The organism is Halorubrum sp. Eb13 (genome assembly GCF_002252895.1).
GTDB lineage: Archaea > Halobacteriota > Halobacteria > Halobacteriales > Haloferacaceae > Halorubrum.
This window is the reverse complement of record NZ_NHPE01000016.1, coordinates 14,067-29,218: the sequence shown is the minus strand read 5'-3', so window position 1 is coordinate 29,218 and position 15,152 is coordinate 14,067. Positions and strand designations below refer to the sequence as shown.

The 15,152-nt window shown below is 68.1% G+C and carries 15 protein-coding genes; 8 read left to right on the top strand and 7 right to left on the bottom strand.

The window, feature by feature from the left end; genetic code table 11:
* The first annotated feature begins 303 nt into the window (after positions 1–303).
* The 3 genes from DJ75_RS01515 to DJ75_RS01505 all read left to right on the top strand — a co-directional run bounded on the left by DJ75_RS01515 (position 304) and on the right by DJ75_RS01505 (position 3,639).
* Entirely contained in the window at positions 304–1,065 is a 762-nt protein-coding gene (locus DJ75_RS01515) for an IclR family transcriptional regulator (RefSeq protein ID WP_094522114.1), read from the top strand.
* 51 nt (positions 1,066–1,116) lie between these two features.
* Positions 1,117–2,319, top strand: coding sequence for an MFS transporter (locus DJ75_RS01510; protein ID WP_094522113.1), 1,203 nt, complete (start codon positions 1,117–1,119; stop codon positions 2,317–2,319).
* 63 nt (positions 2,320–2,382) lie between these two features.
* Positions 2,383–3,639, top strand: a complete 1,257-nt coding sequence (locus DJ75_RS01505; RefSeq protein ID WP_094522112.1) for a CaiB/BaiF CoA-transferase family protein — start codon at positions 2,383–2,385, stop codon at positions 3,637–3,639.
* 15 nt (positions 3,640–3,654) lie between these two features.
* On the opposite strand, the gene DJ75_RS01500 is transcribed toward DJ75_RS01505, so the two are convergent.
* On the bottom strand, positions 3,655–4,638 hold the full coding sequence (locus tag DJ75_RS01500; protein ID WP_094522111.1) for an NADPH:quinone reductase: 984 nt from the start codon (positions 4,636–4,638) through the stop codon (positions 3,655–3,657).
* Between the two features lie 125 nt (positions 4,639–4,763).
* Here DJ75_RS01500 and DJ75_RS01495 point away from each other — a divergent pair, with 125 nt between their 5' ends.
* The gene (locus DJ75_RS01495; RefSeq protein WP_094522110.1) at positions 4,764–5,153 is read left to right on the top strand and encodes a VOC family protein; all 390 of its coding nucleotides are present in this window, start codon (positions 4,764–4,766) and stop codon (positions 5,151–5,153) included.
* 26 nt (positions 5,154–5,179) lie between these two features.
* Positions 5,180–5,590: a cupin domain-containing protein gene (locus DJ75_RS01490; protein ID WP_094522109.1), complete on the top strand. Its 411-nt coding sequence runs from the start codon at positions 5,180–5,182 to the stop codon at positions 5,588–5,590.
* Between the two features lie 77 nt (positions 5,591–5,667).
* On the opposite strand, the gene DJ75_RS01485 is transcribed toward DJ75_RS01490, so the two are convergent.
* The 5 genes from DJ75_RS01485 to DJ75_RS01465 all read right to left on the bottom strand — a co-directional run bounded on the left by DJ75_RS01485 (position 5,668) and on the right by DJ75_RS01465 (position 10,844).
* Positions 5,668–5,994: a Zn-ribbon domain-containing OB-fold protein gene (locus DJ75_RS01485; protein ID WP_094522108.1), complete on the bottom strand. Its 327-nt coding sequence runs from the start codon at positions 5,992–5,994 to the stop codon at positions 5,668–5,670.
* A complete protein-coding gene (locus tag DJ75_RS01480) occupies positions 5,991–7,196 on the bottom strand; it encodes a thiolase family protein (protein ID WP_254921867.1) in 1,206 nt (401 codons plus the stop codon). Before DJ75_RS01480 ends, DJ75_RS01485 begins: the two co-directional genes overlap by 4 nt.
* Before the next feature lie 270 nt (positions 7,197–7,466).
* Positions 7,467–8,966, bottom strand: a complete 1,500-nt coding sequence (locus tag DJ75_RS01475) for a tripartite tricarboxylate transporter permease (protein ID WP_094522106.1) — start codon at positions 8,964–8,966, stop codon at positions 7,467–7,469.
* Positions 8,967–9,485, bottom strand: a complete 519-nt coding sequence (locus DJ75_RS01470; protein ID WP_217900366.1) for a hypothetical protein — start codon at positions 9,483–9,485, stop codon at positions 8,967–8,969.
* Positions 9,486–9,701: 216 nt separating this feature from the next.
* Positions 9,702–10,844 (bottom strand): tripartite tricarboxylate transporter substrate binding protein, encoded by a 1,143-nt coding sequence (locus DJ75_RS01465; protein WP_094522104.1) that lies wholly within the window; start codon positions 10,842–10,844, stop codon positions 9,702–9,704.
* A 292-nt stretch (positions 10,845–11,136) separates the two neighbouring features.
* Between DJ75_RS01465 and DJ75_RS01460 the strand changes: the two genes are divergently transcribed.
* A complete protein-coding gene (locus tag DJ75_RS01460) occupies positions 11,137–11,568 on the top strand; it encodes a universal stress protein (RefSeq protein WP_094522103.1) in 432 nt (143 codons plus the stop codon).
* Positions 11,569–11,582: 14 nt separating this feature from the next.
* Here DJ75_RS01460 and DJ75_RS01455 read toward each other — a convergent pair whose 3' ends face one another.
* The gene (locus tag DJ75_RS01455; RefSeq protein WP_094522102.1) at positions 11,583–12,638 is read right to left on the bottom strand and encodes an isocitrate/isopropylmalate dehydrogenase family protein; all 1,056 of its coding nucleotides are present in this window, start codon (positions 12,636–12,638) and stop codon (positions 11,583–11,585) included.
* A 156-nt stretch (positions 12,639–12,794) separates the two neighbouring features.
* On the opposite strand from DJ75_RS01455, the gene DJ75_RS01450 reads away from it, so the two are divergent.
* Complete coding sequence (locus DJ75_RS01450; protein WP_094522101.1) at positions 12,795–13,577, top strand: enoyl-CoA hydratase/isomerase family protein; 783 nt, start codon at positions 12,795–12,797, stop codon at positions 13,575–13,577.
* The gene (locus tag DJ75_RS01445; RefSeq protein WP_094522100.1) at positions 13,574–14,845 is read left to right on the top strand and encodes a CaiB/BaiF CoA-transferase family protein; all 1,272 of its coding nucleotides are present in this window, start codon (positions 13,574–13,576) and stop codon (positions 14,843–14,845) included. The genes DJ75_RS01450 and DJ75_RS01445 overlap by 4 nt, the downstream gene beginning before the upstream one ends.
* The last annotated feature ends 307 nt before the right edge of the window (positions 14,846–15,152 follow it).

The following is a 15,152-nucleotide window of genomic DNA, read 5'->3' as shown; positions in this document are numbered from 1 at the left end:
TGCGAGGCGTCGATCCCGCGTCGCCGGTCCGACTGCCGTTACAAACGTACGGATGTAATGAAATTCGTCGAGATCCGATCTGGATCCGAACATACCGGATCGACGTCTGTAGTCGGCACGTCTCTCTTTTTCGCCTTACTCGCCGATATTAAGCGTCAGAATCCGGGACGAGTCGTCCCGCGAAATCAGATTTCGGTCTGATTCGGCCGCGTCTGCCCGGGATATAGGCCGGCTCACGCGGTCAAATATTCTTTATTATCCGAGTACACGGGAAGTTAAGTGGCTTGGGCCGGTGTACCGTGTATGGCAAAAGAGCTCAAATCGGTCGCGAAAACGACTGAAACGTCGTTACGACTGATCGACGTACTGCGAGATACCGACGGGATGACTATCGTTGATTTATCCGAGCATCTCGGATTGGCTCCGAGCACGGTCCACCGCCACCTCGCCACCCTGAAGAAACACGGGTACGTCGTCCGCGACGGCGACGTGTACGCCCTCGGCCTCCAGTTCCTCACGATCGGCGGGCAGATCCAGCGACGGGTGACGGCGTACCCCATGATCAAGGAGAAGGTCGACGCCCTCGCCGACGAGACGGGCGAACGCGCGCAGTTCATCGTCGAGGAGAACGGCGAGCGAGTGTACCTCTACACCGAAGTCGGACAGAGCGCCGTCCAGACCGGCGCCCACGTGGGCAAGCGCGGCGCGATCCACACGAGCGCGGGTGGGAAGGCGATCCTCGCGGCCTACGACCGGGACCGCGTCGAGGCGATCCTCGACGACCGCGGACTGGACGCCGGACACGACGCCATCACGACCCGCGAGGAGCTGTTCGCGGAGCTCGACGCGATCAGCGACCGCGGCTACGCGTTCAACCGACAGGAGACGACGGCGGGCGTCCACGCGATCGGCGCGCCGGTGATCGCCGGCGGCGAGGTGGTCGGCGCGCTGAGCGTCTCCGGACCCGCCAACCGGATCACCGGCGATCGCTTCACGGAGGCGCTCCCCGAGCGGATCCTCGGCGCGGTCAACGAGCTGGAGCTCCACATCGAACACTCCGTGTGAGGATCGCCGGGCCCCGAGAGTTTATTACGTCTCTCGGCGCTCGTCAACCCAATGAACGCGAACGACCGGGCTCTCGTGCGATTTACCTCTCTCGCCCACGGGATGTTTCACACGTACGAACTCTCCATACCGCTCTTCGTCGGGCTCTGGATGGCCGAATTCGACGTCTCGGCGGCCGTCATCGGCACCGTCATCGGCGCCGGATACGCGTTCATCGGGCTCGGCGCGCCGGTGAGCGGCGTCCTCTCCGACCGGTTCAGCTCGCGGCGGCTGATCTTGGCCTCCATCGTCGGGATGGGGATCGGGTTCGGGATCGTGGCCCTCGCGCGCGGCGTGGTCTCGCTCGCCGTCGCCGTCCTCCTGTGGGGCTGTTTCGCGAGCGTCTACCACCCCGCCGGGCTCTCGCTCATCAGCCGCACCGCGGACGCCCGCGGCACGGTGTTCGCGTATCACGGCGTGGGCGGCAACGTCGGGACGGCGTTCGGCCCGCTCCTCACGGCGCTGCTCCTCATGTTCGCCGACTGGCGGCTCGCGGCCGGCGCGCTGTCGGCCGTCGCCCTGCTCGTCGGGCTGGCCGGCACGCGGATCGAGTTCGAACTCGGCGGGGGCGAGGACGCCGGCGAGACGGGCTCGATCGCCCAGGAGCTCCGGAAGACCGCTCGGGACTCCCGCACCCTGTTCGCGACCGCCTTCACGGTCGCGCTCGTCGCGGTGCTGCTGTACGGCACGTACTACCGCGGCCTGCTGACGTTCCTCCCGGACGTCCTCGCCGAGTCCCCGGCGCTGCGCCCCTTCGAGCTGTTCGACCAGACCGTCCAGCCGGCCCAGTACGTGTACACCGGCCTCCTGACCGTCGGCATCGGCGGCCAGTACGTGGGCGGGCGGCTGACCGACCGCGTCTCCAGCACCACCGCGTTCTTCGGCTTCTTCGCGGTCCTCGCCGGTCTCGCCGCGGCCTTCCCGTTCGTCCGGGGACTCGGGACCGTCGCGCTCGTCGGGGTCTGCCTCCTGATCGGTTTCTTCGTGTACGGCACGGCGCCGATCTATCAGGTCGTCGTCGCCGAGAACGCCGGCGAAGCCGTGCAGGGGCTCTCGTACGGGTTCACGTATCTCGCGATGTTCGGCGTCGGGGCCCTCGGCGCGTCGCTCGCGGGGTTCGTGCTCACGCACGCGACGAGCTCCGTGCTGTTCTTGCTCCTCGCGGGGATCGCCGGGCTCGGCGGCGCCGCGGTACTGTTATTGATGCGGCTGTAGCCGTCCGCCGGGCACCCCCCGAAATCTCCCAACCTTTATGACCTCGTCGTCGGAGTGGTAGGTATGAGCGCAGACGAGAAGCGACAGCGACTCTTAGAGGAGATCGTCGTGATCGACCTGACGACGTTCGTCACCGGCGGCTTCGCCACATTGATGTTAGCGAACCAGGGCGCGGAAGTGATCAAGGTCGAGCGGCCGGGCGTCGGCGACGACAGCCGGTACTCCGGGCCGCCGTTCGTCGACGTCGAGGGGTACGAGGGCCCCGGGAAGCCGGCGTCCGAGGAGGGCGAGTCGCCGTACTTCTGGACGGTGAACTACGGCAAGCAGAGCATCGAACTGAACCTGAAGACCGAGGAGGGGCTGACGGCGCTGTACGACGTCGTGGCCGAGGCCGACGTCGTCGTCGAGAACTTCCGACCGGGCACCGCCGAGCGGCTCGGCGTCGACTACGGGACGCTCCGGGAGCGGAACGACGAGCTGATCTACTGCTCGATCTCGGCGTTCGGCGAGACGGGCCCGTGGAGCGACCGACCGGGGTACGACCTGCTCGTGCAGGGGATGAGCGGCATGATGAGCGTCACGGGCTACCCCGACGCCCCGCCGGCGAAGGTCGGGCTCCCGCAGACGGACCTCATCACGGCGATGTGGTCCGCGTTCGGGATCGTCACCTCGCTGTACAACCGCGAGCGGACCGGGGAGGGCGAGCGCGTCGAGCTCGGGATGCTCGACGCGGCGCTCCCGTGGCTCACGAAGCAGGCCGGCAAGAGCTTCGTCGGCGAGGAGACCTCGCGGATGGGGACGAAGGACCCGGTGCTCGCGCCGTACCAGATGTACCCGACGGCCGACGGTCACCTCAACGTCGCCTGCGGGAACCAGAAGCTCTGGGAGGAGTTCTGCGCGGCGATCGGCCGCGAGGACCTCTCGACGGACGAGCGCTTCGCCACGAACTCGGCGCGGGTGAACAACATGGACGCGCTCGAAGCGGAGCTCTCGGAGGTCCTCCGAACCAAGACGACCGACGAGTGGGTCGACCTGCTGGCCGACGAGCGCGGGCTCCCCGTGGGGCCGGTGTTCGACGTCGACGAGGCGCTGGACAACGAGCAGGTGCGCGCCCGCGGCGCCGTCGGCTCGATCGACCACCCCGCGGCGGGGGAGATCCCCGTCATCGAACACCCGCTCAACTACGACCGGGCCGACTCGGGGTTCGAGAAGGCGCCGCCGCTGCTCGGCGAGGACACGGTGCGCGTGCTGAAAGCGGCCGGCTACGACGACGCCCGCATCGACGAGCTGATCGAGGCGGGCGCGATCCCGGAGCCCTGACCGGCGCGCCGGCGATCAGCGAGACGTGTCGAGGACGACCTTTCCGAGCGTCCCGGAGGAGCGCAGCTCGGCCAGCGCCTCGGGCACCGAATCGAGCCCGAACACGGAGTCGACCGCCGCGGTGAACGTCCCGTCGGCGAGGCGCTCGCCGACCCGTTCGAGGATCGCCGCCTGATCGCCCGCGGAGGCCACGATCGACATGAACCGGAGGTCCGCGTCCGCCTGCTTCGCCGCCATCGACGTCCCGCCGTCGACGGCGATCGGCCCGTCCTCCCCGATGACGACGATCCGGCCGCCGCGCGTCAGGCACGCCAGGTTCGCCGCGAGGTGCGCGTCCGCCCGCGGCTCGAACACCACGTCGACCTCGCGCCCCTCGGCCGCCGCCGCGACGTCGTCGGCGAGGCGCTCGCTCCGGTAGTCGACGACCGCGTCGGCGCCGAGTTCCCGCGCGAACGCGGCTGGCTCGCCGTCGCGGGCGGTGCCGACGACGGTCGCGCCCGCCGCCGCGGCGACCTGCACCGCCGCGTGGCCCACGCCGCCGGACGCGCCGTGGACCAGCGCGACGTCGCCCAGTCGGAGGTCGCCGCGGGTCACGAGCGCGCGCCAGGCGGTCGCGAACGCCATCGCGGCCGCCGCCCCCTCCCGGAACGGGACCGACTCGGGCAGCGGCGCGAGCTGGTCGACCGGCGCCGCGGTGTACTCCGCGTACGTCCCGGGCGAGAACAGGCCGAGGCCGGTCGCGAACACGCGATCGCCCGGCTCGAACGCGGTCACGCCGTCGCCGACCGCCTCGACGACCCCGGCGAGGTCGGACCCGCCGACGTGCGGGAGGCCGGACGGTGGGCTCACGCTCCCCTCGCGCACGTACTCGTCGATCGGGTTCACACTCGCCGCCTCGATCCGCACGAGCGCCTCCCCCGGGCCGGGATCGGGCCGGTCGACGGTCTCTACGGTCAGTACGCTCTCGTCTCCGTGGTCGTGGAATCTGACGGCACGCATACGGCTCCGTACGACGAACCGACGTATAGTGTTGTGCCCGCGGTCGGGCCCCGCGGGGAGCGCTCCGACGCGGCGAGCGCTCCGCCCTGCCGAGCGCTTATGTGCTCGCCGTTCCCACAGAACGCATGCACGTCACCGGGCTCGATCACGCGGTGTTGACCGTCGCCGACGTCGACCGCGCCGTCGACTTCTACGCGGGGACACTCGGCGGCACGGCCGAGACGTTCGACGGCGGTCGGCGGGCCGTCTCGTTCGGCGACCAGAAGATCAACTTCCACCCGGCGGACGCCGTGTACTCGCCCCACGCGGATCGGCCGACGCCGGGGAGCGGGGACCTCTGTCTCGTCGTCGACGACTCCCTCGAAGCGCTCCGCCGTGACCTCGGCGACCGCGGCGTCGAAGTCGTCCACGGCCCCGTTAAGAAAGTGGGCGCTCGCGGCCCGATGGAGTCGATGTACGTCCGCGACCCCGACGGCAACCTGGTCGAGTTGGCCCGGTACGACGCGAATGCTTAATGCGCTCCGAGCAAAGTAACTGGTACATGACCGATGGTTGGACACACGTGACGCCCGAGGAAATCGGTCGACGCGAGGACAAGCCCGGACGGCGCTGGGAGCTTTCCCCGGAACTGGAGATCGACGCATTCAATCTCAACGTCGCCGTCTTAGAGCCCGGCGAGCGGCTCTCGGAGAATCACTTCCACTACCATGACGACCAACAGGAGGTGGTGTACGTCGCCGACGGGACGTGCCGGGTCGAGGTCGACGAGGGCGGCTTCGACGCGACGGCGGACGACGTCGTCCGGTTCGACGCGGGCCGCGACGGCGCGCACCTGATCCACAACCCGTTCGACGAGCCGGTCCGGCTCGTCGCGATGGGTTGGCCGCCCGAGGGCCGCCACCCCGTCCACAAGATCGCGACGCTCGACGAGCTCGACGGCGGCGACGTGTAGCCGGTCGGCGACTAAGCGGGTCTCCGCCGGTTCTCCCGGGCGACGGCCCCCTCGGGGGCGGCTCATTCAACCCCGGCTCACTCGACGGCCGCGAGACGGACGCCCCGGAGCGGCCTGTCCTCGGTGACCCGGAGCTCCCGCTCCCCGACCAGCCGCACGTCGTCGCCGATCGAGAGCGCCTCGTCGAGCTGGGCGACGACGTTCGCGCCGCCGGGGAACGCGGCGAGCCCGAGCGCGTTCGGCTCCCGGACCCCGTCGGGCGTGACGTGCACGGTCGTCACCGACAGCAGCTCGCCGGACCCCGCCGCGACGCCGTCGAATTCCGCCCCGCCGCACTCCGGACAGCGGTGCTTCTCGTAGAAGGTCCGGTGCCCGCAGTCGCGGCACTCCAGCAGTTCGGTCACGCGTCGCCCTCCAGCAGCGTACAGACAGCGTTGTTTCCGAACCCGGCGACGTTGACGGCGAGCCCGCGGGACGCGCCGTCGACCGCCCGCTCGTCGGGCAGGTCGCCGCGGAGCTGCCACACCAGCTCGATCACCTGCGAGATCCCCGTCGCACCGAGCGGGTGCCCGCGGGCCTTCAGCCCGCCGCCGGGGTTGACTGGGAGCTCCCCGTCGAGGTCCGTCAGCCCGTCGCGAGTGCGCTCCCACGCCCGCCCCTCGGGCGCGAGCCCCAGCTCCTCCATCTCCAGCCACTCGAGGATCGTGAACGCGTCGTGGATGCAGGCGAGGTCGACCGCGTCCGCCCCGAAGCCGGCCGCGTCGTACGCCCGCTCGCCGGCGATCCGGACGCTATCGATCTCCAGCGGGTCCGTCCGGTCGGCGACCGCGTGCGTCCCGGTGGCGCTCTCGCAGGCGGCGACCGTCACCGGGTCGTCGGTCGCCGCCGGCCCGGCCTCAACCACGACCGCCGCGGCCCCGTTGCTGGTCGGACAGCAGTCGTAGAGGCGCAGCGGCGACGCGACGGACGGCGACGCGAGCACGTCCGCCACGTCGATCCGCTTGTTGAACTGGGCGTACTCGTTCGCGTACGCGTTCACGTGATTCTTCACGGCGACCCGCGCCAAGTCGCGCCGGTCCGCGTCGGTCTCGCGCAGGTAGGCGGCCGCCGCCAGGCCGCCGAACGACGGCAGGGTGACCCCCTGCTCGTACTCCCGGTCGTGCGTGATCCGACTGATGATCTCGGTGGCCGTCGCCGTGTCCGCGGCGGACATCTTCTCGCCGCCGACGGCCAGCGCCCGTTCGCTCCGCCCGCTCGCGACCGCCGCGACGGCGCTCTGAAACGCGCTGGCGCCGCTCGCGCTTGTGTTCTCGACCCGTCGGGCCGTGACGCCGGTCATGCCGAGCCCGCCGACGAGCGCGTTCGCCAGCCCGGACCGGCGGTTGAACGCCTCTGCGGCCATGTTCCCCACGTGGACCGAGTCCACGTCGGCGGGGTCGCGGTCGGCGTCGTCGAGCGCGCGCTCCGCGGCGACGAGGAGCAGGTCGAGGAGCGACCGGTCGTCGGCGGTCGCGAACGCCGTCATGCCGGCGCCCGTTATCGCCGGCGGATCGCCGCGAACGAGTGATGCGTCTGCTGCCCGGGCGTCTCGCTTCTGGGCGGTCATCGTACGGTCGAACCCAGACGCTAGACCGGTTTATAGGTACGGTTCCCGCCGCTCGTTGCACGCGAACGCGGCCGACGCGAACGATCCGGCGGCCGACGGAGCGCGCGCTCGACGCGAACGACCCGGCGGCCGACGGAGCGCTGGCTCATCGGTGGTCCGATCGAGCACCTATAAAAACAGAGCCGCGAGCGGTACGTCGGTCGTCGGGCGTTCGGCGACGCCCGGCCGAGTGTCGAAGCGATCCGCCGTGCCGGGGTGTCCGGCGACGCGCTATCTGAGGTTATTCACCGCCCTTTTTACGTACGGTCCGAGGAACGGCCCGAACAGCGCCAGGAGGATCAGGATGGAGATCCCGAGCGAGAGCGGCCGGCTCGGCGACACGAAGATGCCGTACCCGCCGCCCGATAGCTGTAGCGAGCGGAAGAAGTTCTCCTCGGCTATCGGCCCCAGCACGATCCCGAGGACGAACGCTATCACCGAGTACTTGTACTTCACCATGTAGTAGCCGAGGATGCCGAGCGCCAGCACGCCGAAGGCGTCGAACCAGCTCCGCCTGAGGCTGAACGCGCCGATGAACGAGAGGACGATCACCATCGGGATGATGACGTCCGTGTCGAGCTTCGTGATCGCGCTCGCGTACGGGATGACCGTGTACCCGACGGCGAGGATGATGAAGTTGCCGAGGAACACCGAGACGAACAGCGCGTACGTGATGTGAAGCTGCGCGCCGAACAGCCCCGGACCGGGCTGGAGCCCGTGCATCAGGATGCCGCCGAGGAACACCGCCGTCGAACCGCTCCCGGGAATACCGAACGAGAGCGTCGGAACTAGCGACCCGCTGACGGTCGGGTTGTTCGCTCCCTCGGGGGCGATGATCCCCCGCGGGTCGCCCTCGCCGAATATCCCGTCGGCGGCCGAGGAGCGCGCCTCCTCGGCGTACGCGACGAACGTCGACGTCGTCGCGCCGGAGCCGGGGACGGCGCCGATCAGCATGCCGATCACACCGCCTTTGAACAGCGACTTCGGGTACCTGAACACCGTCTTGATCCCCTCGGTGATGCTGCCCGTGATGCCGACCGCGTCCTCAGCGATCTGGTTTTGCATCGCGAGCTTCATCATCTCCGCGAAGGCGAACATCCCGATCAGGGCGGCGACGAAGTTGAGCCCGTCGTACAGCGCGAGCTGGCCGAACGCGTAGCGCGGCGTCGGCGCCATGATGGCGATGCCCATCGTCGAGATCATGAAGCCGAACGCGCCCGCGACGATCCCCTTCACGATCGACCCGTCCGCGACGATCGTGATGAGCGAGATCCCGAGGATCGCGAGGAGGAAGTACTCCACCGATCCGAACAGGAGGACGACCTCGATGAGGATCGGGGAGATGAGGACTAACAGGATCGCGGCGATGAACCCGTTAAACGCGGAGGCCGTCGTCGCGATCGCGAGCGCGTTCTTCGCGAGCCCCTTCTTCGCCATCGGATAGCCGTCGAGCGTCGTCGCGGCCGCCGACTCGGTCCCGGGGGCGTTCAACAGGATCGCGGAGATGCTCCCGCCGAACATCGCACCGCTGTAAATCGAGATCAGGAGGATGAGCGCGGGCGTCGGATCGAGCGGGACGGTGAGCGGGAGGACGATCGCCATGCCGACCGGCGAGCCGATCCCCGGCAGCGCTCCCAGGACGATCCCCGCGAGCAGCCCGGCGGCCATCCAGCCGATGACCGGCCAGCTGACCGCGATCTGTATCCCCTCGACCAGACTTGCGACCGCCATTCAGAGCCCCTCCGTGAACACGATCGCTCCCTGATCGAACGGCATGAGCAGGAAGACGATGAACCCGTACACGATGACCGTCGCGAGCACGGCGAGGAACGCCGACTTGAGCGGTCTCACTCTGAACCACGTGGTGTACGCGAAGACGAACAGCGGCGTCACGTAGAGGAACCCGACCGCCCACCCGAGCGCGAAGTAGATGCTCGAGAAGACGATCATGATAACGGTGTTGTTGATGTCGATGCCCCACTTCTGATGGAGCGGGAGGTCTTTCGCCCGGACGCCCTCGGTATCGTCGTCATCGTCGGTATCGAGATACCTCTCGTCGACGGCGGTGTCCGCGACGTCCGTGGAGCCCTCGTCCTCCTCGGCGTCCTCGATGGCGCCGACACCTTCGGTTTGGCCCTCCTCGAAGCTCTCCGTCATACTCACTTCCTGAGCGACGAACTTCTGGAGCGGTCCCGGGAGGTAGTTCTGTATGAGGAGGAGGAACGATCCGATCCCGACGACCTGTGCCATCAACTGCGGAAAGATCGTCGCGTTCTCCGGGTAATCCTTGATTATCGGGTCGACGTAGAACACTACGGACAGCCCGAGCAGCGTTACGAGTAGGACGTGTTCCGCCGTGATTCCTTCAAGTCGTTTTGAGTAATTGACCATGACAGTATTATCTGATCCGCTGGACTCCAACTATAAATAAATTGAGTTCGACGCGCCGGTCGCGCCGCGATCGATTCAGGGCTGGTTTTCGTTGACGAGTTCGAGGATTTCGAGCTCCTCGTACTGCGTGAAGGCGTCCGCGAAGTTCTGCTCGGCGACCTCCGGGCCCTCGTACACGACCGGGTTCCCCGTTTCGTTGCTCCACTCCTGCACGGGCTCGCTGTTGACGGTCTCTTCCAGCGCTTCGGCGTAGAAGTCGGCGATCTCCTGGTCCATCTCCGGCGGGCCGTACATGCCGCGCCAGACGCCGCCGACGAAGTCGATCTCCGGGTAGCCGAGGTCGGTGACCGAATCGATGTCCGGGTAGACCTGGGTGCCGGACCCGAAGAACGTCACGACGGGGTAGACGCGGCCCGTGTCGACGACGGACTGGGTCCCGGCGTCGGTCCCGATACCGCACGGGACCTCGCCGCTGGCGACCGCCTGCGTCACGGGACCCGTCCCGGTGTACTGCACGCGGTTCTGCCAGTTCCAGCCGACCTCGTCTTCGTACGCGTACTTGTACAGCAGAACGATGATGTCCTGGGAGCTCCCGGACGACTGGACGCCGATGTTCTCCCACTCGCCGCTCTCGTACTTCGCGAGGACGTCGTCGAACGTCTCGACCTCGTCCTGGTACTCCTCGTTGACGACGAGACACCACGTCGACTGCCCGACCACGCCGAGGCCGGTGAGGTCGCGGATGTCGAAGTCCGGCTCGTTGATCAGCTGCGGCGCGACTTCGAGCGGTCCGGCGTTGCCCGCGATGGTCTGTCCGTCGGGCTCCGAGCGGTACAGCTCTCCGAGTCCGTTCAGACCCCCGGCGCCCGGGATGTTGTCGATCTGCAGCGACTCGCCGACCGCCTCTCGGAGTCCCGGCTGAATCCCGCGTGCGTACGTGTCGGTTCCGCCGCCCTCGTCGTACGGGACGATGTACCGGACCGTCCCTTCGGGGGACCATCCGTCGCCGCCGTCGCTTCCGTCACTGCCGTCGCTTCCGTCGCTGCCGTCGCTTCCGTCGCTGCCGTCGCTACCGTCACCGCCGTCGCCGCCGTCGCCGCCGTTGCCGGAACAGCCGGCGAGCGAAATGGCGGATGTTGCGCCGATCGCCTGCAGGAAGCGTCGCCGCTTCGTGTTCGAGGTCGATTCGACCGAGTCGGTTGGTGTTTCTTCTGTCATCTTGTCACGTTGGTCGGCTCAGCTGGTTTTCTCGCCCGGATCCGCTTTCGGGGGTTCGGCTTTCGCCGTATCCATGCATGCCATTCGGTGGCAATATCATAAATGTTTCTATTAAAATTCCCGTTGTCAGATGTCGAACTTGGTATACAAAGGCGGTGTGCGCCCCGGTCGACCGGCGAGAGCCAGTTCGGTCGTCGATCGTCGTTCGCGCCGGTTCGCGCGCCGCGGCCCCGTGACGCGAGTCGACCCACCGGGAGGAACCTTTTATATTCCGGGGCGGAATACGGTCAGTATGGTAATCGTTGCAGCCGTCGATCGGTCGGAGAGAGCGCCGGGTATCGTCGAAGAAGCGAACGAGCTCGGCGAGGCGTTCGACGAGCCCGTCCACGTCGTCCACGTCCTGTCCCGCTCGGAGTTCGTCGGGCTCGAACGGACCAGCGTGACCGACACCGGGAAGTCGATCCCGAGGGACGACGTCCTAGAGATCGCCGAGGAGTTCTCGCAGGAGGCGATCGACGAGGCGGGCGTCGACGACGCGGAGCCGGTGGGGCTCCTCGGCGAGCCGGCCGACGAGATCAGCAACTACGCCGACTCCAACGACGCCAGGTACCTCGTCATCGCCGGTCGGAAGCGGTCGCCGGTCGGGAAGGCGCTGTTCGGGAGCGTCGTTCAGTCCCTGATGCTCAACTCCGAGACCCCGGTCGTCTCGATCCGAACCGACTGATCAGAGCCGACTGATCAGAGTCGCTCTTCGATCGCCGCGACGATCTTCCCGGTCGACGCCGACCCGCCGAGGTCCGGCGTCGACGGGGCGTCCTCGTCGGCGAGCACTTCCCGAACCGCGCTCCAGAGGGCGTCGGAGACCGCCGCCTCGCCGAGGTCCTCGAAGAGCATCGCGGCCGAGAGCACGGTCGCCATCGGATTCGCGACGCCCCGCCCGACGATGTCGGGGGCGCTCCCGTGGACGGGCTCGAACATCGACGGGTAGTCGTCGTCGACGTTGATGTTCCCGGACGGCGCGAGCCCCATGCTGCCGCTGACGATGGCGCCGATGTCGGTGAGGATGTCGCCGAACAGGTTGGAGGCGACCAACACGTCGAACTCCTCCGGCCTGCGGACGAGGTCCATGCTCCCGGCGTCGATGAGCAGCGACTCGACCTCGACGTCGGGGTACTCGGTCGCGACGTCCTCGACGACGTCGTCCCAGAACGTCATGCTGAACGCCTGCGCGTTGGACTTCGTGATGCTCGTCAGGTGTCCCTCGCGCTCCGTCGCCGCCTCGAACGCCGCCCGAACGATGGTCTCCGTCCCCTCGCGCGTGTGGACCGCGCTCTGGATCGCCACCTCGTGGTCGAACCCCTCGTGGACGCGGCCGCCGGCGTCCGAGTACTCCCCCTCCGTGTTCTCGCGGTACACGACGAAGTCGATGTCGCCGCCCTCGTACCCGCGGAGCGGGCTCTCGACGCCGTCGAAGAGGATCGACGGGCGCTTGCACACCTGCTGGTTGAACCCCTTCCGGATCGGTAACAGGAGCCCGTGCAGCGTGATGTGGTCCGGGACCTCCGGATGGCCGACCGCGCCGAGGAGGATCGAATCCGCGTCGACGATCCGATCGAGCGCGTCGTCCGGCATCATCTCACCCGTCTCCATGTACCACTCCGTCCCCCAGTCGTACTCGGTGAACGCGACGTCGACGCCGTGGCGGGACGCCGCCTCGTGAAGGAGCGGGAGCGTTTCGTCGACGACCTCCGGACCGATACCGTCACCTGGTATCGTCGCTATCTCGTATGACATGGTTCCGGAATTCGCTCACACAATCTAAACTCTTTGGGCCGTGGCACCCCTTGCCCGCCCGATTCGAGGCCGGATCGCTCCTCGCGAACGGTGCGGCTCATCGCCCGCGATTACCCCACTCACAACGCTTTTCACTCCCCGATGGGAGGTTGAGTCATGGTAAGCGAGACTGCCTACGAGAGTATCTCGCTCGACGTCACAGACGGCGTGGCGACGATCGAGTTCCACCGGCCCGAGGTGTACAACGCGCTCAACGACACGGTCATGCTGGACCTGCTCCGAGCGTTCGACGAGATCCAGCTCGACCGGTCCGTCGACGTGGTCGTGATCACGGGCGAGGGCGACGACGCGTTCTCCGCCGGCGCGGACATCTCGCAGTACGCGGGCTCCGCCGAGGAGCACGACCCGAGACAGAAGGACCGCCAGGAGCTGTTTTACGAGATGTACCGCAAACCGTTCGAGTGCCACGCGCCCGTCATCGCGAAGGTCAACGGGTACTGCGTGGGCGGCGGCCTCATCTTCGCGATGTACTGCGACATGCGGATCGCCGTCGACGACGCGAAGTTCGGCGTCCCCGTGACCGACATCGGCCAGATCCCGACGGGCAACTCGACGTGGCGCGCCATCGAGCTGGTCGGCGAGGCGAAAGCGAAGGAGCTCGTCTACACCGCCGGGATGATCGAGGCCGACGAGGCCGAGCGGATCGGGCTCGTCAACCACGCCGTCCCGCGGGAGGAGCTCGACGAGACGGTCGGTGACATCGTCGAGGCGATCCAGAGCACGGGCCGGTCCGCGGTGAAGAACTCCAAGCGCGCGTTCAACCACGCGGTCGACGCGCAGAGCGCCGAGGAGAACCGCGCGTTCGAGTCCGAGGTCTGGTGGGACCAGTTCGCGACCGACGAACGGGAACGGCTCGTCGACGAGTTCAACGACGCATGACCGGGGGACCGCTCGCCGGCCTCACCGTCGTGGAGATGACCGGCCACCGCGCGGGCCCGTTCTGCGGCGCGCTCCTCGCCGACATGGGCGCCGACGTCGTGAAGATCGAGCGCCCCGGCGTCGGCGACCCCGCCCGCAGTCAGGGCGTCGGCCCCGACGGCAAGTCCGGCTACTTCATGGCGAACAACCGGAACAAGCGCTCCGTCACGCTCGATCTCAAGTCCGACGCCGGCACCGAGGCGGCGCTGTCGCTGCTGGAGGCGGCCGACGTGTTCATCGAGAACTTCGGCTACGGCGTCACGGACAAGCTCGGCGTCGGCCACGAGGCCGCCAAGGAAGTGAACCCGGAGATCGTCTACGCCAGCATCAAGGGGTACGGCGAGACCGGCCCGCGGAAGGAGCAGGCCGGCCTCGACCTCATCCTGCAGGCGGAGGGCGGGATCATGAGCGTCACCGGTCCCGAAGGCGGCGAGCCAGTGAAGATCGGGCAGGCCATCGGCGACCTCACGACCGGGATGTTCACCGCGATCGGGATCCTCGCTCGGCTCTACGAGCGCGGGAACGCGGGCGGCGCGGAGGGCGAGGGCGCCGGCGGCGCGGAGGGCGAGGACGCCGGCGGCGCGGAGGGTGGGGAGGCCGATTCCGCCGCCGACTCGTTCAACGGCAAGTTCGACGTCGGCCTCTTCGACTCCATCGTGACGCTGCTGAACGAGTACCTCACGTCGTACTCGATGGACGGGTCGGTGCCGGGGCCGCAGGGCACCTCCCACCAGACGCTCGTCCCCTACCAGCGGTTCGAGACCGCCGACGGCGCCCTCGTCACCGGCGTCCCGAGCGACGACCGGTGGGACGACTTCGTCGAGCTGGTCGGCCGCGACGAGCTGGCGGAGTACCCGACGAACGACGACCGGTTCGAGCACGCCGACGCCGTCGTCGGGATCATCGAGGCGGAGTTTGCGACGGAGTCGACGGAGTACTGGCTCGACCGCCTCATCGACTACGGCTTCCCCTGCGGCCCGATAAACGACGTTGAGGACGTCGTCCACTACGACCAGACGCGGGCGCGCGACCTCGTCGTCGAACACGACGACCCCGACTGGGGCGAGTGCCTGCTCCCGGGCCACCCGATCAACTTCCCCGAGCACGACGACATTATCCGGTCGCCCGCGCCGCGTCTGGGCGAGCACACGGAGTCCGTGTTCGCCGACGTCGCCGGGGACCAGACGACGCTCGACGAGTGGCGCGAGGGCGGCGCGTTCGGCGACTAATACGGAAAAACGGTTTCTCGTCGTTTTTGTTTATAAACGGTTGACTTCGGAGCGCCGGTGAACCACTCCAAAGACGTAGCCGATCGCGCATAGGTCGCTGACGACCCGGTGAACACCTCCAAAGCCCCAGCCGTGAGGGGCGCGCACGCTCGCTGCGCTCCTCGGTCGCTCACTCTGTTCGCTCCCTGCGGTGCTTGCATCGTCATCAGAACGCGAAGCGTTCTGATTGGCCCACGAGAGCGGAGCTCTCGTGAACGCCTCCGCGCCCCTCACGGCTGCCCCTTTGAGTCCCACCCAACCGCTCCGC

What these genes read in the sequence shown, in the direction of transcription:
- DJ75_RS01455 (WP_094522102.1), bottom strand. Translation starts at nt 12,638, where the DNA reads ATGTCATACGAGATAGCGACGATACCAGGTGACGGTATCGGTCCGGAG.
- DJ75_RS01505 (WP_094522112.1), top strand. Translation starts at nt 2,383, where the DNA reads ATGAGCGCAGACGAGAAGCGACAGCGACTCTTAGAGGAGATCGTCGTG.
- DJ75_RS01510 (WP_094522113.1), top strand. Translation starts at nt 1,117, where the DNA reads ATGAACGCGAACGACCGGGCTCTCGTGCGATTTACCTCTCTCGCCCAC.
- DJ75_RS01495 (WP_094522110.1), top strand. Translation starts at nt 4,764, where the DNA reads ATGCACGTCACCGGGCTCGATCACGCGGTGTTGACCGTCGCCGACGTC.
- DJ75_RS01500 (WP_094522111.1), bottom strand. Translation starts at nt 4,638, where the DNA reads ATGCGTGCCGTCAGATTCCACGACCACGGAGACGAGAGCGTACTGACC.
- DJ75_RS01490 (WP_094522109.1), top strand. Translation starts at nt 5,180, where the DNA reads ATGACCGATGGTTGGACACACGTGACGCCCGAGGAAATCGGTCGACGC.
- DJ75_RS01450 (WP_094522101.1), top strand. Translation starts at nt 12,795, where the DNA reads ATGGTAAGCGAGACTGCCTACGAGAGTATCTCGCTCGACGTCACAGAC.
- DJ75_RS01470 (WP_217900366.1), bottom strand. Translation starts at nt 9,485, where the DNA reads ATGGCACAGGTCGTCGGGATCGGATCGTTCCTCCTCCTCATACAGAAC.
- DJ75_RS01480 (WP_254921867.1), bottom strand. Translation starts at nt 7,196, where the DNA reads ATGACCGCCCAGAAGCGAGACGCCCGGGCAGCAGACGCATCACTCGTT.
- DJ75_RS01465 (WP_094522104.1), bottom strand. Translation starts at nt 10,844, where the DNA reads ATGACAGAAGAAACACCAACCGACTCGGTCGAATCGACCTCGAACACG.
- DJ75_RS01445 (WP_094522100.1), top strand. Translation starts at nt 13,574, where the DNA reads ATGACCGGGGGACCGCTCGCCGGCCTCACCGTCGTGGAGATGACCGGC.
- DJ75_RS01475 (WP_094522106.1), bottom strand. Translation starts at nt 8,966, where the DNA reads ATGGCGGTCGCAAGTCTGGTCGAGGGGATACAGATCGCGGTCAGCTGG.
- DJ75_RS01515 (WP_094522114.1), top strand. Translation starts at nt 304, where the DNA reads ATGGCAAAAGAGCTCAAATCGGTCGCGAAAACGACTGAAACGTCGTTA.
- DJ75_RS01460 (WP_094522103.1), top strand. Translation starts at nt 11,137, where the DNA reads ATGGTAATCGTTGCAGCCGTCGATCGGTCGGAGAGAGCGCCGGGTATC.